The 16578-nt window shown below is 39.0% G+C and carries 15 protein-coding genes; 12 read left to right on the forward strand and 3 right to left on the reverse strand.

Going from position 1 to position 16578, the window contains the following annotated elements; all coding sequences use genetic code 11:
- The first annotated feature begins 647 nt into the window (after positions 1-647).
- Positions 648-3359, forward strand: a complete 2712-nt coding sequence (gene ppdK, locus QZ574_RS16770) for a pyruvate, phosphate dikinase (RefSeq protein WP_297091654.1) — start codon at positions 648-650, stop codon at positions 3357-3359.
- 198 nt (positions 3360-3557) lie between these two features.
- Here ppdK and QZ574_RS16775 read toward each other — a convergent pair whose 3' ends face one another.
- Both QZ574_RS16775 and QZ574_RS16780 read right to left on the reverse strand, forming a co-directional pair.
- On the reverse strand, positions 3558-4196 hold the full coding sequence (locus QZ574_RS16775) for a hypothetical protein (RefSeq protein ID WP_297091655.1): 639 nt from the start codon (positions 4194-4196) through the stop codon (positions 3558-3560).
- Positions 4197-4376: 180 nt separating this feature from the next.
- Complete coding sequence (locus tag QZ574_RS16780; RefSeq protein ID WP_297091657.1) at positions 4377-5513, reverse strand: hypothetical protein; 1137 nt, start codon at positions 5511-5513, stop codon at positions 4377-4379.
- A 208-nt stretch (positions 5514-5721) separates the two neighbouring features.
- On the opposite strand from QZ574_RS16780, the gene ruvX reads away from it, so the two are divergent.
- The 5 genes from ruvX (at position 5722) to QZ574_RS16805 (ending at position 11841) form a co-directional block, all read left to right on the forward strand.
- On the forward strand, positions 5722-6147 hold the full coding sequence (gene ruvX, locus QZ574_RS16785; RefSeq protein ID WP_297091660.1) for a Holliday junction resolvase RuvX: 426 nt from the start codon (positions 5722-5724) through the stop codon (positions 6145-6147).
- Positions 6148-6222: 75 nt separating this feature from the next.
- Positions 6223-6777 carry a peptide deformylase gene (gene def, locus QZ574_RS16790; RefSeq protein WP_297091661.1) on the forward strand — a complete coding sequence of 185 codons (555 nt, stop codon included), beginning with the start codon at positions 6223-6225 and terminating at the stop codon, positions 6775-6777.
- 54 nt (positions 6778-6831) lie between these two features.
- On the forward strand, positions 6832-8847 hold the full coding sequence (locus QZ574_RS16795) for a ComEC/Rec2 family competence protein (protein WP_297091663.1): 2016 nt from the start codon (positions 6832-6834) through the stop codon (positions 8845-8847).
- 196 nt (positions 8848-9043) lie between these two features.
- On the forward strand, positions 9044-10378 hold the full coding sequence (trkA, locus tag QZ574_RS16800) for a Trk system potassium transporter TrkA (RefSeq protein WP_297091665.1): 1335 nt from the start codon (positions 9044-9046) through the stop codon (positions 10376-10378).
- 17 nt (positions 10379-10395) lie between these two features.
- Positions 10396-11841: a potassium transporter TrkG gene (locus QZ574_RS16805; protein ID WP_297091667.1), complete on the forward strand. Its 1446-nt coding sequence runs from the start codon at positions 10396-10398 to the stop codon at positions 11839-11841.
- Between the two features lie 6 nt (positions 11842-11847).
- Here QZ574_RS16805 and QZ574_RS16810 read toward each other — a convergent pair whose 3' ends face one another.
- Positions 11848-12462, reverse strand: a complete 615-nt coding sequence (locus QZ574_RS16810) for an L-threonylcarbamoyladenylate synthase (protein WP_297091669.1) — start codon at positions 12460-12462, stop codon at positions 11848-11850.
- A gap of 111 nt (positions 12463-12573) precedes the next feature.
- Here QZ574_RS16810 and mnmD point away from each other — a divergent pair, with 111 nt between their 5' ends.
- From mnmD to QZ574_RS16840, 6 genes are all read left to right on the forward strand, one after another.
- On the forward strand, positions 12574-13245 hold the full coding sequence (mnmD, locus tag QZ574_RS16815; RefSeq protein ID WP_297091672.1) for a tRNA (5-methylaminomethyl-2-thiouridine)(34)-methyltransferase MnmD: 672 nt from the start codon (positions 12574-12576) through the stop codon (positions 13243-13245).
- 292 nt (positions 13246-13537) lie between these two features.
- Positions 13538-14053 carry a hypothetical protein gene (locus tag QZ574_RS16820; RefSeq protein WP_297091673.1) on the forward strand — a complete coding sequence of 172 codons (516 nt, stop codon included), beginning with the start codon at positions 13538-13540 and terminating at the stop codon, positions 14051-14053.
- 104 nt (positions 14054-14157) lie between these two features.
- On the forward strand, positions 14158-15060 hold the full coding sequence (gene miaA, locus QZ574_RS16825) for a tRNA (adenosine(37)-N6)-dimethylallyltransferase MiaA (protein ID WP_297091675.1): 903 nt from the start codon (positions 14158-14160) through the stop codon (positions 15058-15060).
- Between the two features lies 1 nt (position 15061).
- The gene (locus QZ574_RS16830; RefSeq protein ID WP_297091677.1) at positions 15062-15514 is read left to right on the forward strand and encodes an NUDIX domain-containing protein; all 453 of its coding nucleotides are present in this window, start codon (positions 15062-15064) and stop codon (positions 15512-15514) included.
- Positions 15507-16088 carry an SIS domain-containing protein gene (locus QZ574_RS16835; RefSeq protein ID WP_297091679.1) on the forward strand — a complete coding sequence of 194 codons (582 nt, stop codon included), beginning with the start codon at positions 15507-15509 and terminating at the stop codon, positions 16086-16088. Before QZ574_RS16830 ends, QZ574_RS16835 begins: the two co-directional genes overlap by 8 nt.
- Entirely contained in the window at positions 16078-16563 is a 486-nt protein-coding gene (locus tag QZ574_RS16840; RefSeq protein ID WP_297091680.1) for an HAD family hydrolase, read from the forward strand. Before QZ574_RS16835 ends, QZ574_RS16840 begins: the two co-directional genes overlap by 11 nt.
- Positions 16564-16578: the final 15 nt, after the last annotated feature.

Here is a 16578-nt window from a genome sequence, read left to right on the forward strand (position 1 = left end):
AATTGGAGCGCAGCGGAAATCAGCCTTAGCTAAATGAAGGCCTGCCCGGCGAGGGTTTAAGCTTATTAATTGATTCGACTTTCATATTATAGCAAGCTAATTAAATAAGTTGCTCCACCTGAAATTCTAACTGATCCAAAAACTGTTGATTACAAAATGGGATTTTTGAACAAGGACTCACCTAAGTGCATAAAAAAACAGAGATAACTTCCATCATCTCTGTTTCCTAACCTAACCAAATCTATTCTCTATGAAAAAACACTTAAACTATTCAAATTCTATAATTCAAAAATACGGTGGATTTTAGTTAACTCGTATCAATGGAAGTTAAAGAATGTTAACATCTACGCCAAACAACCATTACATTGAAATCTCAATATTGTTAAGTACACCTTCAGAAATTAAAATATACTAAAATTTAACAATTATTTTTTAATGCATTTCAGCCACCAGCCAACAAGCAAAATGCTACTAAACAATAGCATAAACATACAAATAGCGAAATAACTGAATACCAAATCGTACGAGCCTCAAAAACAGGCCGCAAACTACTTCAAAAACTTTCTAAATTGGAAAAATAAGCGTACTTTAGCGACCCGTTAAAAATTTGATTTATATTCTAATATTATAACTAAAATTTCAATTTTATGACAAAGCATGTATATACCTTCGGTGCCGGACAGGCAGAAGGTAAAGCAGACATGAAAAACCTCCTTGGAGGAAAAGGTGCAAACCTAGCAGAGATGAACCTGATCGGTGTTCCGGTTCCTGCCGGATTTACTATCACTACAGAAGTTTGTACAGCATATAACAAGCTAGGCAAAGATGCAGTTATTGATATGCTAAAAGCTGAAGTTGAAAAAGCTATTGCTGATACCGAAGTGGCAATGAATGCAAAGTTTGGCACAAAAGGCGAAGCTTTCCCATTGATGCTTTCAGTTCGTTCAGGTGCACGAGTTTCTATGCCAGGTATGATGAATACCGTATTGAACCTTGGTATGAACGATGATGCTGTTAAAATTTTGGCCGAGAAATCGGGTAACGAGCAATTTGCTTACGACTCGTACCGTCGTTTCATTCAAATGTATGGCGATGTTGTTATGGGCGTTGAAGCTGAAGAAGGCGAGCACGATCCGTTCGAAGAAGTGCTGGACAGAGTAAAAGACGAGAAAGGTTATAAAACTGATGCTGAAATTCCAGCTGAAGATTATAAAGCAATTGTTGAAGAATTTAAAGCCATTGTAAAAGAGAAAGCCGGAAAAGACTTCCCTACTAATCCTTGGGATCAGCTTTGGGGTGCTGTTTGTGCGGTATTCGATTCATGGAATACGCCTCGTGCTATTCTTTACCGCCAAAAAGAACAAATTCCTGAAGAATGGGGAACTGCTGTAAACGTTCAGGCCATGGTTTATGGTAACATGGGCGAAACTTCCGGCACAGGTGTTTGCTTCTCGCGTGATGCCGCTACCGGCGAAAACCTGTTTAATGGCGAATACCTGATTAATGCTCAGGGAGAAGATGTTGTTGCAGGTGTACGTACGCCACAGGAAATTACCTTGATTGGATCGCGTCGTTGGGCCGAGCGTAACGGGACTTCGGAAGAAGTTCGTAAAGCAACTTTCCCATCGTTGGAAGAAGCTATGCCGGAAGTTTATGCCGAATTGAACGATATTCAGCAAAAACTGGAAAACCACTACAAAGATATGCAGGACATGGAGTTCACTATCCAGGATGGTAAACTTTGGATGTTACAAACCCGTAACGGTAAGCGTACCGGTGCTGCCATGGTAAAAATGGCTGTTGACATGCTTGAAGAAGGTATGATTGACGAAAAAACTGCATTGCTGCGTCAGGAGCCTAACAAACTGGACGAATTACTTCATCCTGTTTTCGACAAAGAAGCAATTGCAAGTGCAACTGTTTTGAGTAAAGGTTTGCCTGCATCTCCGGGTGCTGCAACAGGTATTTGTGCTTTCTCGGCCGACAGAGCTGTTGAATTAGCAGAAAAAGGGAACAAAGTAATTTTAGTTCGTCGCGAAACCTCACCTGAAGACCTGGCAGGAATGTATGCTGCTGAAGGTATTCTTACTGAGCGAGGTGGTATGACCTCTCACGCTGCCGTTGTTGCACGTGGTATGGGTAAATGTTGTGTTTCGTCAGCTGCAGGTATCACTGTTACCATGACTTCAATGAAAATTGGCAGCAAAGAATACAAAGAAGGTGATTTTATTTCGTTGAACGGATCAACCGGAGAAGTTTACGATGGTGAAGTTGCTACAATTACTCCATCGTTAGATGGTGACTTTGGAAAAGTAATGCAATGGGCTGAAAACAATACAAGAATGTATGTTCGTACCAATGCAGACTCTCCTGCCGATGCAGAAACAGCACGCGAATTTGGCGCAAAAGGTATTGGTCTTTGCCGTACAGAGCACATGTTCTTTGAAGGCGACCGTATTTGGAAAATGCGTGAAATGATTCTTGCAAATGATGTGGAAGGACGCAAAGCTGCTTTGGCAAAATTGCTTCCAATCCAGCGCGAAGACTTCTACGGAATTTTGAAAGCGATGGACGGATTTGGTGTAACTATCCGCTTGTTGGATCCACCATTGCACGAATTTACTCCTAACGATGAAGCTTCTCAAAAAGAGATGGCTGAGAAACTAGGTGTTTCTTTTGAAGAAGTTAAAGAAAAAGTTGAAGGACTGCACGAATTTAACCCCATGTTGGGTCACCGTGGATGTCGTCTAGGAAATACTTATCCTGAAATTACAGAAACTCAGGCTCGCGCTATTATTGAAGCGGCTTGCGATTTGAAAAAAGAAGGATTAGATCCGAAACCTGAAATTATGGTTCCACTTATCGGAACTGTGAAAGAATTCAAAATTCAGGAAGAAATTATCCGTTCTGTTGCAACTGAGGTGATGGCAGAAAAAGGTGTTGAGGTAGACTACATGGTCGGAACAATGATTGAGATTCCTCGTGCTGCATTAACTGCCAACGAAGTTGCTGAAGCTGCTGAATTCTTCTCGTTTGGTACCAACGACCTTACACAGATGACCTTTGGTTACTCGCGCGATGATGCGGCTAAATTCTTACCTATTTACATTGAAAAAGGTATTCTGAAGCAAGATCCTTTTGAAGCACTTGACCAAACAGGTGTTGGCCAGTTGGTTGAGATAGCCGCAGAAAGAGGTCGTTCAGTTCGCAGCGATCTTAAATTAGGAATTTGTGGTGAGCACGGTGGTGAGCCATCATCAGTTGAGTTCTGTCACAGAACAGGTTTGGATTACGTTTCATGTTCTCCATTCCGTGTACCTATTGCACGTGTAGCTGCTGCACAAGCTAATTTGAAATAATTTTTTCAGATATAGATGCAAGAGCCGCTTTTTTCAAAGCGGCTCTTTTTTTATCAAAATCGAAGCAAACTCGTTTTTCTTGCTGCTTTTAAGCGCGGCGATTCATAAAACAAATCAAGTAATCCTACCTTCATGTTAGTGAACAGTGCATAAAACCATTGTAATTATGCAAAAAATGTAAAAATTTGAATCTATTGTTTAGGAATTATAAATACTCCGTTCGTCACAATACGGCGGACACAAACCGGCAGTATTAAATTCTTCTGTATCTTTATTTTCAGACGCTTTTAGGGATGCTGCACTAACAATTACATCCATTGTTTTCTGAATACCAAATTCAATTTTAATCTCTTCCCGGTTTTGGGCATTAAACAGTTCGTGCAACTCAAATTTGGTAAGCAAATAGGCATTCGGATAAATATACTGCCGGTATTCAGCCCCTTTTGCTTCAGCATCAATTTCTCCTGCGCGCCACTTGCGGTATAAACGAATACTTTCTATTACCTTACGGGTGTTATCTGAGAAATCAATATTCTGTGGCTCCAGTTTATACACCGGAGTTTCATAATCGGCATACACATCGCCGCTACCCAATAAAAAAGAAGAAACGGCAAAGGCACACAAAACATATTTGCCTTCTGATGTTGTTTCTTCTAATCCTAAGTAAACCCTTACTCGGTTTTCATTTTCGCCAATGAGCGATTTGTAGGTTGCCTTTTGTAAAATTATTGGAGCCAACTTTAAGTTAAAGGTATCTTCTGCTTCGTCTCTGAAGTTATTTTTCCAATTTTCAGCTTTCTCTTTGGGTAGTTGATCTCGTTTAAGTTTAGTACTCATAAACCTTGTATTTGGATTAATAAAAATAGGGAAAATGTTCGATTAAAAAACAGTTTCAATAACATATTCTCAAAATAAATCCGGCTGAACAACTATAGTTCTGCAATGAAACTGCCCGCTGCTAAATTCATAACAACGGGCAGTGCTGCAGAAACAGTATTAACTACAGGTTTAGTCTATCTAATACGGCTCGTAATAATAATCATCGTCAAAAATGTACCCCCGGTTATGATAGTCATCGTTGTATGCATAATACCGGTCAGGGTAATGAACCAGTCTAAACCCCAGGTTTGTAGATTCAAAAAACAAATTACCTACCCTGAAATACAAGTAACCATTAACATATACCCGTTCGTATTCGTGCGGCAGGTAGTTAAATGAAAATCCAAAAGGCATATTCACTAAAACGTATCCAATCCCTCTTCTGTACCTGAAAAAATGGCCATCGTAGCAATAGTAATTATGATGATTGTGGACAAATACCGAAGGACGGTAATCAAACCTGCGAATAACGTGTCCGTAATGGTTGTGGTAATAATAGTGCTTATGATAGCGGTAGGCGTATGGATGATACCCGTTGTAGTAATCGAGCCAGCTGTTGTGATTCCATCTGTATCGTTCCCAACCTCGGTCCCAATGCGCTTTTTTATGATAGTTATAATGCGAGTAATACTTTTTGTTTTTATAGTTGTAATTCATCTCGCGCGAGCGCTTATTTCCACTCCAATACTGTTTACTCCCCTTATAGTTTCTGTTTGGCGTGTATCGCTTATCATTCTTATCAACATGATAGTAACGCTGCGAATCGGAGGTGCGGGTTCCGGTTGTTCTACGCACGTTTGAACTACTCGTTGCAGGCTTCCTGGTAGTTGCGTATGTTTTTCGGGACTCACTATTGCCAGTGGCCGTTTTTTGCCGGTTGGCAGTAGCACTGTTTGTTCTTCCTCCGTTACTATAATTTCGGCTTTTTAAGTCAACACCCCTGTTTGTGCTGCGTTGTGGTGTGGTTTTTCGCTCGATGTTTCGAGACTTACCGTCTGACCTGCTTGCCGACTGCGAACGCGTTGCATAGCCTGATCGTTTTGATGCACCGGAAGACCGAACTTTGCTTTCTGATCTTGAAGGAGTTGAGTGCCGGTAGCTTTTTGTGGCACTTTTCGTTTTTAACTCTTTTTTATTGCTCCTGCTTGTCGTTTTATGATTTTCAGCACTTCTTGAAGTTGACCGTCGTTGTGCTTCAGCCGGAGTTGTTGTTATAATTGTAATTGCCGCCAGAGTAATCATCGTGGCAAACAATTTAAATGTTGTTGCTTTCATGACAATAGACTTTAAAATTCAACAATTTGTTTGCTTTGCTCTGTTGGCGCCAAATAAAAATCGATATCTACCCAGATAAATGCAAAGCGTGTGCCAAAAATGCAAGTACTTTAAAACCTGCAAATTACCACAACATTTAAACTATAGGGGTGTTGCTTTTTTTTCTGAGCAATTCTCTCTACTTTTGCACCGATTTTTAATAAAAACTATGGCCCGGATATTATCAATTGATTACGGAAAAAAAAGAACCGGACTGGCAGTTACCGATCCGGAACAAATAATTGCCAACCGCTTAACAACAATTGCCACACACACCATTTGGGATTTCCTTACGGAGTATTTTTCGAAAGAAAAGGTTGAGGCTGTGGTTGTTGGCTACCCTAAACAGATGAACAACCAGGCCTCGGAATCTGTTAGGTTTATCAATCCGTTTTTAAAAAGATTTCAACAGAAATATCCGGAAATTAAATTGGAGATTTACGACGAACGTTTTACATCGAAAATGGCATTTCAAACCATGATTGATGGCGGACTAAAGAAGCAAAAAAGACAAGATAAAGCATTAATTGATGCCATAAGTGCAACAATTATTCTTCAAAATTATTTAGAACAAAAAAGAAATTTATTGAGGTGAAACTGAAAGGAATTAATCTGATTACGACAGGCAAAAGTTTCGCAAAATAAAATAAACGATAAAGCATTTAACTACATGAAATATCCGATTACAGTATACGGCGACCCGGTTTTAAGAAAAAAAGCCACAGTGATTGAAAAAGAGCATCCAAAACTTGAAGAGATTATCGACAATATGTGGGAAACCATGTATTACTCTGACGGTGTTGGTTTAGCCGCGCCACAAGTTGGCATGCCAATCCGTATGTTTGTTATCGATGCATCGGCAGGCGCCGACCAAGAACCTGAATTGGAAAATTTCAAGAAAGTTTTTATAAATCCACAAATTATTGAAACGAAGGGCGATGAATGGACCATGAACGAAGGTTGCCTTAGCTTACCCGAAATTAGGGAAGATGTGAGCCGCCCAGATGAAGTAACCCTTAAGTACCAGGACGAAAACTTTACCGAACACCTTGAAACATTCAAAGGCTTCGCGGGCCGGGTAATACAACACGAATACGACCATTTAGAAGGTATTTTATTTGTTGACCATTTATCGCCGCTACGCAAGAGGCTCTTAAAGGGAAAATTACTTGCTATCTCGAAAGGGAAGGTGCAACCACACTATCGGATAAGAATTCCGAAATAAATGTAACCTTACTCCATTATTTTCGTTTGAAAGTTAATCCTTCAAGCGAAAGATTTGGAAAACACATTTAATAAAATACCCTTTTTACGAATCGCCGCGGCATTTGCCCTTGGTGTATTTTTGGCATCTGCAATCAGCATCAATACAACAATTGCTGTATTACTGGCATTGAGCATAATTGGTGTACTTAGCTTCTTAAATAAATGGTACCGGTTTTATGTTGTAACTTTATTTGGTGGACTTTCATTTATTATATTTATCCTACTTGGAGCGATAGCTTTCAATACGCACCTGGCAAAACAAACTGCACCGAAAGCCGAAGCCTATATTGCAACAATACAAGAAGCCCCGCAAGAAAAAAACAACTCTTTTAAAAGCCTGCTTACCATTAACAACATTTTGATTAATGATTCATTATTTACAGCTCGTGAAAAGTTATTGGTATACTTTGAGAAAACGAAGAAAGCAGAAAATCTGCAACCTGGAATGCAGATTATTTTCAGGCAACACCCCAATGCTATTGAGAACCGGGGCAATCCATATGAATTTGATTATAAAAAATACCTGGAAAGAAAACAGGTTTACAGGCAAGTTTATTTAAATCAGGACAGCTACACCATAAGTGGTTTCAAGCAACAATCACGAGCTATTTTAGCAGAAAAAGTGCGTAACAAACTGCTCAAAATCTACCATTCCCAGAACATCGGGAAACAGGAAACCGAAATCTTATCAGCACTAACCCTTGGGTACAAAAGAGATTTGGACCGGGAAACCAAACACATTTTCTCGTCTGCAGGTGCCATGCATGTGCTTGCAGTTTCGGGTTTGCACGTGGGAATCCTGTTTTTTGTATTCTCTTATTTGTTTGGTTTTTTACAAAAAAGACGTTTGGGAAAATATGTATATGTAGTTGCAAGCATTAGCTTTTTATGGGCTTATGCGTTTATAACAGGTTTATCGCCTTCGGTAATGCGTGCATGCACCATGTTCAGCCTTATAATTCTTGCATCCAATATAAATCGTCGTGCCAATATTTATAATTCGTTGGCCGCCTCGGCATTTTTACTTTTGCTTATCAACCCGAATAATCTTTTTGAAGTTGGTTTTCAACTGTCGTACTCAGCTGTTTTCGGAATCGTGTATTTGCAACCAAAAATTGCAGGTCTGTGGCAGGTAAAAAACAAAATCCTTCTCTTTTTCTGGAACCTTGCCACTGTTTCCATTGCTGCTCAAATAGCAACCTTCCCTTTATCGGCATACTATTTTAACCAGTTTCCCACCTATTTTTTAATCAGTAACCTGATCGTAATTCCGGCCGCCACAGTGCTTATCCCTTTGGGGTTATCGTTGCTTATTTTATCCTCTCTTCCGTGGGTCGGTGCTGCCATATCTTTTATAATTAAATGGATTATCAAAAGTGTATTCTTTGTACTTTCGACACTCGAAACTGCTCCATTTTCAACAGTTGAGCTGGTGCTTCATAAAACAGATTTAGTGCTGGTAATTTTCATTTTAGTATCGTTATTGTTTTTAATAGCGCAGGGCAAAGCAGTTTTTCTTAAATCGGCATTGGCCGGTAGTTTCCTGCTGGTTTTATCTGTTCTTTACACACAATACAACCAAATGCATACACGAGAAATAATTGTACTGAATGTAAAAGAAACAACCGCTTGTTTCATCACATCAAATCAGATGTATGTTGTTTCCTACGACTCAATATCTACCGACGATTACCGTTTTTTCGCTCTTCAAAACATTAAACGAAAAAAAAGACTGAAAAAAATTACATTTCTAACACCCAAAACCAACTACCTCGACAATCATTTATGCATTCAAAAAGAGCTATTGGTTTTTGAAGGAAAAAAAATATTGTTTATCCAGCAAAACACGACAACTCCAAAAAGGGATATGCCATCCCTAACATTTTACCAATCAGCGCTAACGCCTCATCAAGATAAAAAGAAAGTCCATCAAACGGCTATTTACTACTACCCGTCATCTTCGGTAAATACTCAACAAAACTACAAACATAGTTTATACAGCCAGGGAGCATTTACCATCCATTGGTAAAAAGCACGCAAATACCACCATTTTGCAAAATAAGAACAAAACCTGTTGGATTATTTTGCTAATTTCCCGAAAATTACATGCGACAATTCGTAATTTAGTATGTTAATTTAATGTTGGAAGCCACTAATTAAAGTCAATTTTAAATGGAGTTTAAAAACAGAATGCATTATTTTGCTCTATTAAATAATACAGACAGATGAAAGTTGTTATTGCGGGTGCAGGTGAAGTTGGTACGCATTTAGCACGAATGTTAACCAATGAAAATCACGACATAACCCTGTTAGACGATTCGCCAGAGAAATTATCGAAGATTAGTAACGAGGTAGATTTGATGGCAGTAACAGGGTCGGCTCACTCTTTTCAGGACTTAAAAAGTACTGATCTTGCAAAATCCGATTTATTTATTGCAGTTACCCCTTTCGAAGAACGGAACGTGTTGGCCTGCTCTATGGCTTCATATTTAGGAGTAAGTCGCACAATTGCACGAATTAACAACTCAGAATATCTTCAGGAAAGATACAGGGCCAAACTAAATAATCTTGGTATTAACGAGCTTATTTATCCCGAGAGCCTGGCCGCAAAAGAGATCGTTGCATCGGTAAAACAAACAGCAACACGACAGCTCATCGAGTTCTCAAACGGGAAACTGATTATGATGGGGATTAAAGTTCGCGAAAATGCCCCGGTACTTAATAAAACCTTTGAAGAACTCTCGCAGGAAAACCAACACCTGCTGGTTGTTGCCATAAACCGCGATAATGAAACGATTATTCCGAACGGTAATGATTTTATAAAAAATGGTGACATCGTATTTTTTGTTACCACACCGGCCGAACAAAATAACGTATACGAACTTACCGGCAAGAAACTGTTCGAAGTTAAAAACATAATGTTTTTGGGAGGAAGTCGAATTGCCCAAAAGGCGGTAGAGAAACTCGGCGAAAATTATCGAATAAAAATTATTGAAGGTGACCGCAAAAAATGCGAAAAAATCGCTGATAAATTTGAAAAAGTTCTGGTAATTAATGGCGACGGGCGTAATCTCAACCTACTTCGTGAAGAAGGCATTGAAAAAATGGATGCTTTTGTTGCCACCACCGGAAATTCGGAAACAAATATTTTAGGTTGTCACCTGGCAAAAACATTTGGTGTACGCCGAACTGTTGCTGAAGTTGAAAACCTCGCTTATATGAACCTGGCCGACAATATGGACATTGGTAGTATTTTCAATAAAAAGCTTATTGCTGCAGGCTATATTTATCGCTTTACTTTAAATGCCGAAATTTCAAAAGTAAAATGCCTGACGGCATCAGATGCTGAAGTTTTTGAATTTATTGCCAAACCCGGTGCCCGAATTACCCAGAAACCGATAAAGGATCTTGATTTTCCAACGGAAGCAAAAATAGGGGGCGTAATTCGCGGAAACATGGGATATATTGCCCATGGGTACACCCAGATTCAGGAAGGCGACAAAGTGGTGGTGTTCACTTTGCCATCAGGAATAAAAAAACTGGAACGATTCTTCAAATAGAAGTAAACAGCCAGAACATGAATTTAAAAATCATTTTCAGAGTACTCGGTTTTCTGCTAATTGTTGAAGGTATTGCCATGTGCATTGCCCTGCTGGTTGCTCTTATTTATGGTGAATCGGATATTCTTGCATTCCTGATCTCAGCCGGAATTAACCTTGCCATTGGAGGTGCTATCGCCGTTGGAACCACAAAAGCAAAAAAAGAAATAGGAAAACGCGAAGGATTCATAATCGTTTCCATGGTATGGATTGTTTTTTCGTTTTTTGGCAGTCTGCCCTACATTATAAGTGGTTCTATTCCGAGTTTTACCGACGCCTTTTTTGAAACAATTTCCGGATTTACAACAACCGGCTCATCCATTTTAAACGATATTGAAGCATTACCACATGGTATGCTTTTTTGGCGCAGCATTACCCAGTGGCTCGGAGGCATGGGAATCATTGTCTTGTCTCTTGCCATTCTACCGGTATTTGGAATTGGGGGTATGCAGCTTTTTATGGCCGAGGTGCCTGGGCCTACACCCGATAAAATAAGTCCAAGGATTAAGCAAACAGCCAAAACGCTCTGGGTAATTTACCTGGCTTTTACTATTGCCGAAACACTACTTTTGTGGATTGGAGGAATGTCGTTTTTTGATGCAATATGTCACTCGTTTACCACAATGGCCACCGGAGGTTTTTCTACAAAACAAGCCAGTATTGCGCATTGGCCATCGCCGTTTATACAATATGTTATAATCATTTTTATGTTCCTGGCCGGAACAAACTTCACTCTTTCCTACTTTGCCATAAAAGGTAAATTTTCAGTGGCTTATAAAGACGAAGAATTTAAATATTATAGTTTTTTTACGCTCGGCTTTACCGCTTTAATATTTATTGGCCTGCTAATAACTACCCAACTTGGGGTTGAAAAGGCCTTTCGCGATGCATTGTTTCAGGTAATAACAATTATTACAACAACGGGTTATGCAACTGCCGATTACCTCACATGGGCGCCGGTTCTTACCATGCTCATTTTTCTGTTGTTCTTTTTTGGGGGCTCTGCGGGTTCAACAGGTGGTGGCATAAAAATTATGCGAATAGTAGTGCTGCTAAAAAATGGTTATTACGAACTAAAACGCCTGGTTCATCCCAATGCAATTATTCCTGTTCGTTTTAACAAGCACTCGGTTGATGCCAAAATTGTAACCAATGTATTGGCTTTCTTCATGATTTACTTTGTAATTTTTGCCTTTAGCACGGTTATATTTACCTTAATTGAACCCGACATGGAATCATCGATGGGTGCTGTTGCAACCTGTTTGGGTAATATTGGTCCTGGACTTGGGAGTGTTGGCCCGGCAGAAAATTTTTACCACATTAAACCTGTTGGTAAATGGTTCTTATCTTTTCTGATGCTGTTGGGAAGGCTTGAATTATTTACCGTGCTCGTTCTTTTCTCGCCATCATTCTGGAAAGAATAAGCGCATTTAATACTCCAGTTCGCCTTTGCCCTGTCTTGTTATTGTTGGTTCGTCGGTAGTACAATCAATTATTGTTGAAGGCACCAGTTCTCCGTAGCCGCCATCAATAACCAGATCTGCCACATCGGCAAATTTCTCGTAAATCAACTCAGGATCGGTTGTATACTCTAATATTTCATCATCGTCGTGTACCGACGAAGATAAAATCGGGTTACCCAGCTCGCAAACAATCTCGCGAATAATATTATTATCCGGAATTCGAATGCCAACCGTCTTTTTCTTTCCTTTAAAATACTTCGGTACTTTATTGTTTGCCTCTAAAATAAAAGTAAAAGGTCCCGGCAGGTTCTTTCTTATCAGTTTAAAAATATGATTCGGTATGGGTTTGGTGTAATCCGACAAATGACTAAAATCGCTGCAAATAAACGAGAAATTACTTTTTTCTACCTGTATGCCTTTGTAACGAGCCACTTTTTCAACTGCTTTCTGGTTGGTAATATCGCATCCCAATCCATAAACGGTATCGGTTGGGTAAACAATAACCCCTCCTCCACGTAACACATCAACAACTTTTCTGATCTCTCGGGGATTAGGATTTTCGTTGAATAAACGTACCAACATAGTTTTTTCTAATTTTGGCCGGTAAAAATAGGTTTTTAAAAACGGAAAGTACATTTTATTGCCTGCTTTTTAGCATACTAAAGCCTTAAAGCAAAAAAAAATTACTAAAACATGCAAAGAAAAATAATAAACACCGGCGATGGTTCTAAAACGCTTTTTATTCCCGAAATGGACGAACAATATCATTCGGTTAACGGAGCACTAACAGAATCGCGCTACGTATACCTCGAACGGGGTTATCTGTATAGTAAAGCAATAAATCCGGTAGTTTTAGAAATTGGATTTGGTACCGGGTTAAACGCCCTTATTACCGCACTGCATTCCAATTCCTTGCAAAAACCAACTACCTACATAACACTGGAGAAATATCCAATAACCCCAAATGAAATGGAGAAATTAAATTATGGAGATTTAATTTCAGCGGATGCGCAACAGGTTTTTACAAAATTACATGAGGTCCCCTGGAATATTAAAACAAGCATTACTCCCTACTTCAATCTTTTAAAAATTAAAGTAGATGTAACCACCTTCTCCTTTACTGAGCTACCACCGGCAGATGTAATATATTTTGATGCATTTGGCCCCGACAAGCAACCGGAAATGTGGGATGAGTTGATTTTTAAAACACTTTTTGAACACAGTGCGGCTAACTCAATTTTGGTAACCTATAGTGCAAAAGGGGAAATCCGTAGACGCCTGGAACGATCAGGATATTTAACAGAACGGCTGCCAGGGCCTCCCGGAAAACGCCAGATGCTGCGTGCAGCAAAGCCTTTAGGCTAGAAACACCAAAGATTTCGACAAGCTGAACAACGAACACGATTGTTCGATTTTTCCTGACTTAAAATTTTTTAACATTTTTTAATTGCTCAACATTTGTCTTTTTAATCGCTTAAAAAAATCGTGCAAAAATCGCTTGAAATAGTTTAAAAACCAACCGTTTGACATTTTGTTAAGCAATTACCTAAAGTCAGAAAAAGTGATTTTTGATAGATATTTTCAATTTTTCCAGCTGAATTATTCTTGGAATTTGCAAAAATTCCTTTAAAATTTGAACTTCATTCAACGTGAAGTTATGATATACCAATTTCAAATTATTTCACAAGAAACCCAAAACTTCCGTCTGGAAGTTGCTCTGGATGAGAAACATTCATTTTTCGATTTTCATAGCATTATACAGAAAAGTGTTGGTTTTGAGTCACACCAACTGGCCTCATTTTTTGTTTCGAACAATAGATGGCGAAAGCTGGTTGAGATTTCGATGTTAGACTTAGGTATAAACGGTGCAGCCTACTATATTATGCAAAAAACAAAGCTGCACGATTTGTTGCAAAATGTTGGGCAACATCTTATTTATACATTCGATTTTTTGAACGACAGGTCTTTTTTTATAGAACTAACTGGAATAATTATGGGAAAAAATCTTAATGAACCATTAGTCGCTTTAAAACAAGGCGATTCCCCCGTTCAGGTTTTAGGAGAAGAAGAAGTTGAACTTGAAACTGGTTCACTCCAGGAGGAAGAAGTTTATATGGATTTTGGAGAACTTGATGATTACACTGAAATCTTTGGCGAAATGGACGATTTCTGATCAATGAGGAAAAACGTTTAATCCATGTTTTAAGAAATTCCAAGACTGTTTGATATTTTGAACAGTCTTTTTTTTGTCATTAATTTGCGGTAAAACGTGAATACATGCCAAAAACTCTTGTTGTAATAACCGGCCCAACCGGAATTGGAAAAACCGATTTAAGCATAAAACTTGCCCAGCATTTTAATACAGAAATAGTATCAGCCGATTCGCGACAAATTTTTAAAGAATTGAGTATTGGCACGGCCGTACCCTCAGCAAGCGAACTTGCCACCGTAAAACATCATTTTATTCACAGCCACTCGGTTGAAGAAAACTACAACGCAAGCCGCTACGAATCGGAAGCACTTGAACGGATTGAGCAATTATTTCAAAAAAAAGATATTCTTTTGTTGGTGGGTGGTTCAATGCTTTATATTGATGCCATTTGCAAAGGAATAGACATAATGCCTGATGCCGATCCGGAAATTCGGGCAGCACTTAAAAAGCAACTTGCCGATGAAGGTCTGGAAAGTTTACGGCTTCAACTAAAAAAACTTGACCCGGAGTACTATAAAACGGTTGATTTAAAAAATCCAAATCGCATTATTCATGCGCTTGAAATTAGTATTCAAACGGGTAAACCTTATTCGTCGTTTCGTTTAAATACCAAAAAAAAGCGGCATTTCAACATTATAAAAATTGCCTTAAACTGCGAGCGCGACGTGCTTCACAACAGAATAAACCTGCGGGTAGATAAAATGATGGAGGCTGGCCTGGAAAAAGAAGCCCGGCGAGTATATCCTAAAAAAGAATGGAACTCTTTAAATACGGTTGGTTACCGCGAATTATTTGCTTTTTTTGATGGTAAAATTACACGCGACAATGCAGTTGAATTAATTAAACGTAACTCGCGAAGATACGCCCGCAAACAAATTACATGGTTTCGGCGCGACGAAACAGTTAACTGGTTTGAGCCAACAGACACACGAGAAATCATCAACTTTATTACATCACAATTAGGCTAATATGGGACAATTTATTATACGGGTTTACGGATTAATTGTAAACAACAAAAACGAAATCCTGTTATCTGACGAGTTTGTACTGAACACCAAAATGACCAAATTCCCGGGTGGTGGCTTAGAGTTTGGCGAAGGATTAATTGATGGACTTAAACGCGAATTTGAAGAGGAATGTAATGGCCAGCAACTAAAAAACATTCGGCATTTTTACACCACCGACTTTTATCAGAAAGCACTCTATTTCGAAAATGCCCAGCTAATTAGCATCTACTTTTTGGCTGATTTGCATGCCCCTCTGAAGTTTCGAATTACAAACAAAGCTTTTGATTTTGAGATAGAAGGTGCAGAACAACAAAGCTTCCGGTGGGAAAAAATAAAAGACCTGAAAGAGAGCGATATTACTTTTCCAATTGATAAATTTGTACTCAACAAGCTTAAAGAAACTTTTGATGTGTAAAACAGCTGAACAGATTAAAGAATTGTCGGTACTTTGCGAACGTGTGCTTGCCGACAAGCAAATTACAGCCACCTTAGACCAGGTAACTACCACTATTATAAATGCCTATAAAACAGGAAACAAAACCATTTTTTGCGGCAACGGAGGCAGTGCTGCCGAAGCACAACATTTGGCTGCCGAACTATCAGGCAAATTTAATTTCGAGCGCCGGCCAATTCCGGCAGAAGCCTGCCATGTTAACTCCTCGTTTGTTACCGCAGTATCAAACGATTATGATTTTACGCAAGTGTATAGCCGCCACATTGATGGCTTTGGTTGTAAAGGCGATATTTTAATTGGCTTATCTACCTCCGGAACTTCAGAAAATATTGTAAACGCATTTAAAACTGCCCAAACAAAAGGATTAACAACTGTAGCCTTAACCGGCAAAACCGGAGGAGCTTTAGATGCACTCAGCGATTTTATAATCAAGGTGCCTTCAGAAAATGTACCGCGCATTCAAGAAATTCACCTGCTATTGGGCCATATTATTTGCGAGAAAGTTGAAAAAGCTCTTTTTGGAGATGAACACTAAAAATGAAAATAAGGCTCTTTTTCTCGATCGCGATGGAACCATAAACATTGAAAAGAATTATGTGTACAAAATTGAAGATTTTGAATTCATTCCCGGAATTTTTGAACTACTCAAACGCTATCAGGATAAAGGTTTTCTGTTATTTATTGTTACCAATCAATCGGGTATTGCCCGAAAATACTACACCGAAACAGATTTTAAACACTTAACCGAATGGATGCTTCAACAGCTTGAAAAACAAGGAATTCACATAACAAAAGTCTATCATTGCCCGCATCACCCGTCAATTACAGGCGAATGTAATTGTCGCAAACCAAATCCGGGCATGCTTAACCTGGCCATAGAACAATTTAATATTAGTCCTGTTAAATCTGTGTTGATCGGAGATAAAAAAAGAGATATTTTGGCCGGACAAAGAGCAGGGATTGGAAAGAATTTATATATTCAAAATTTATTACAGACAGGTTTCGAATAAAGTTCAGACAAGCAA

Source organism: uncultured Draconibacterium sp. (genome assembly GCF_913063105.1).
Taxonomy (GTDB): domain Bacteria; phylum Bacteroidota; class Bacteroidia; order Bacteroidales; family Prolixibacteraceae; genus Draconibacterium.

Coding starts and splice junctions, on each gene's coding strand:
- ppdK (WP_297091654.1), top strand. CDS start 648: ATGACAAAGCATGTATATACCTTCGGTGCCGGACAGGCAGAAGGTAAA.
- QZ574_RS16775 (WP_297091655.1), bottom strand. CDS start 4,196: ATGAGTACTAAACTTAAACGAGATCAACTACCCAAAGAGAAAGCTGAA.
- trkA (WP_297091665.1), top strand. CDS start 9,044: ATGAAAGTTGTTATTGCGGGTGCAGGTGAAGTTGGTACGCATTTAGCA.
- def (WP_297091661.1), top strand. CDS start 6,223: ATGAAATATCCGATTACAGTATACGGCGACCCGGTTTTAAGAAAAAAA.
- QZ574_RS16830 (WP_297091677.1), top strand. CDS start 15,062: ATGGGACAATTTATTATACGGGTTTACGGATTAATTGTAAACAACAAA.
- QZ574_RS16840 (WP_297091680.1), top strand. CDS start 16,078: ATGAACACTAAAAATGAAAATAAGGCTCTTTTTCTCGATCGCGATGGA.
- QZ574_RS16780 (WP_297091657.1), bottom strand. CDS start 5,513: ATGAAAGCAACAACATTTAAATTGTTTGCCACGATGATTACTCTGGCG.
- QZ574_RS16820 (WP_297091673.1), top strand. CDS start 13,538: ATGATATACCAATTTCAAATTATTTCACAAGAAACCCAAAACTTCCGT.
- QZ574_RS16805 (WP_297091667.1), top strand. CDS start 10,396: ATGAATTTAAAAATCATTTTCAGAGTACTCGGTTTTCTGCTAATTGTT.
- QZ574_RS16835 (WP_297091679.1), top strand. CDS start 15,507: ATGTGTAAAACAGCTGAACAGATTAAAGAATTGTCGGTACTTTGCGAA.
- mnmD (WP_297091672.1), top strand. CDS start 12,574: ATGCAAAGAAAAATAATAAACACCGGCGATGGTTCTAAAACGCTTTTT.
- miaA (WP_297091675.1), top strand. CDS start 14,158: ATGCCAAAAACTCTTGTTGTAATAACCGGCCCAACCGGAATTGGAAAA.
- ruvX (WP_297091660.1), top strand. CDS start 5,722: ATGGCCCGGATATTATCAATTGATTACGGAAAAAAAAGAACCGGACTG.
- QZ574_RS16810 (WP_297091669.1), bottom strand. CDS start 12,462: ATGTTGGTACGTTTATTCAACGAAAATCCTAATCCCCGAGAGATCAGA.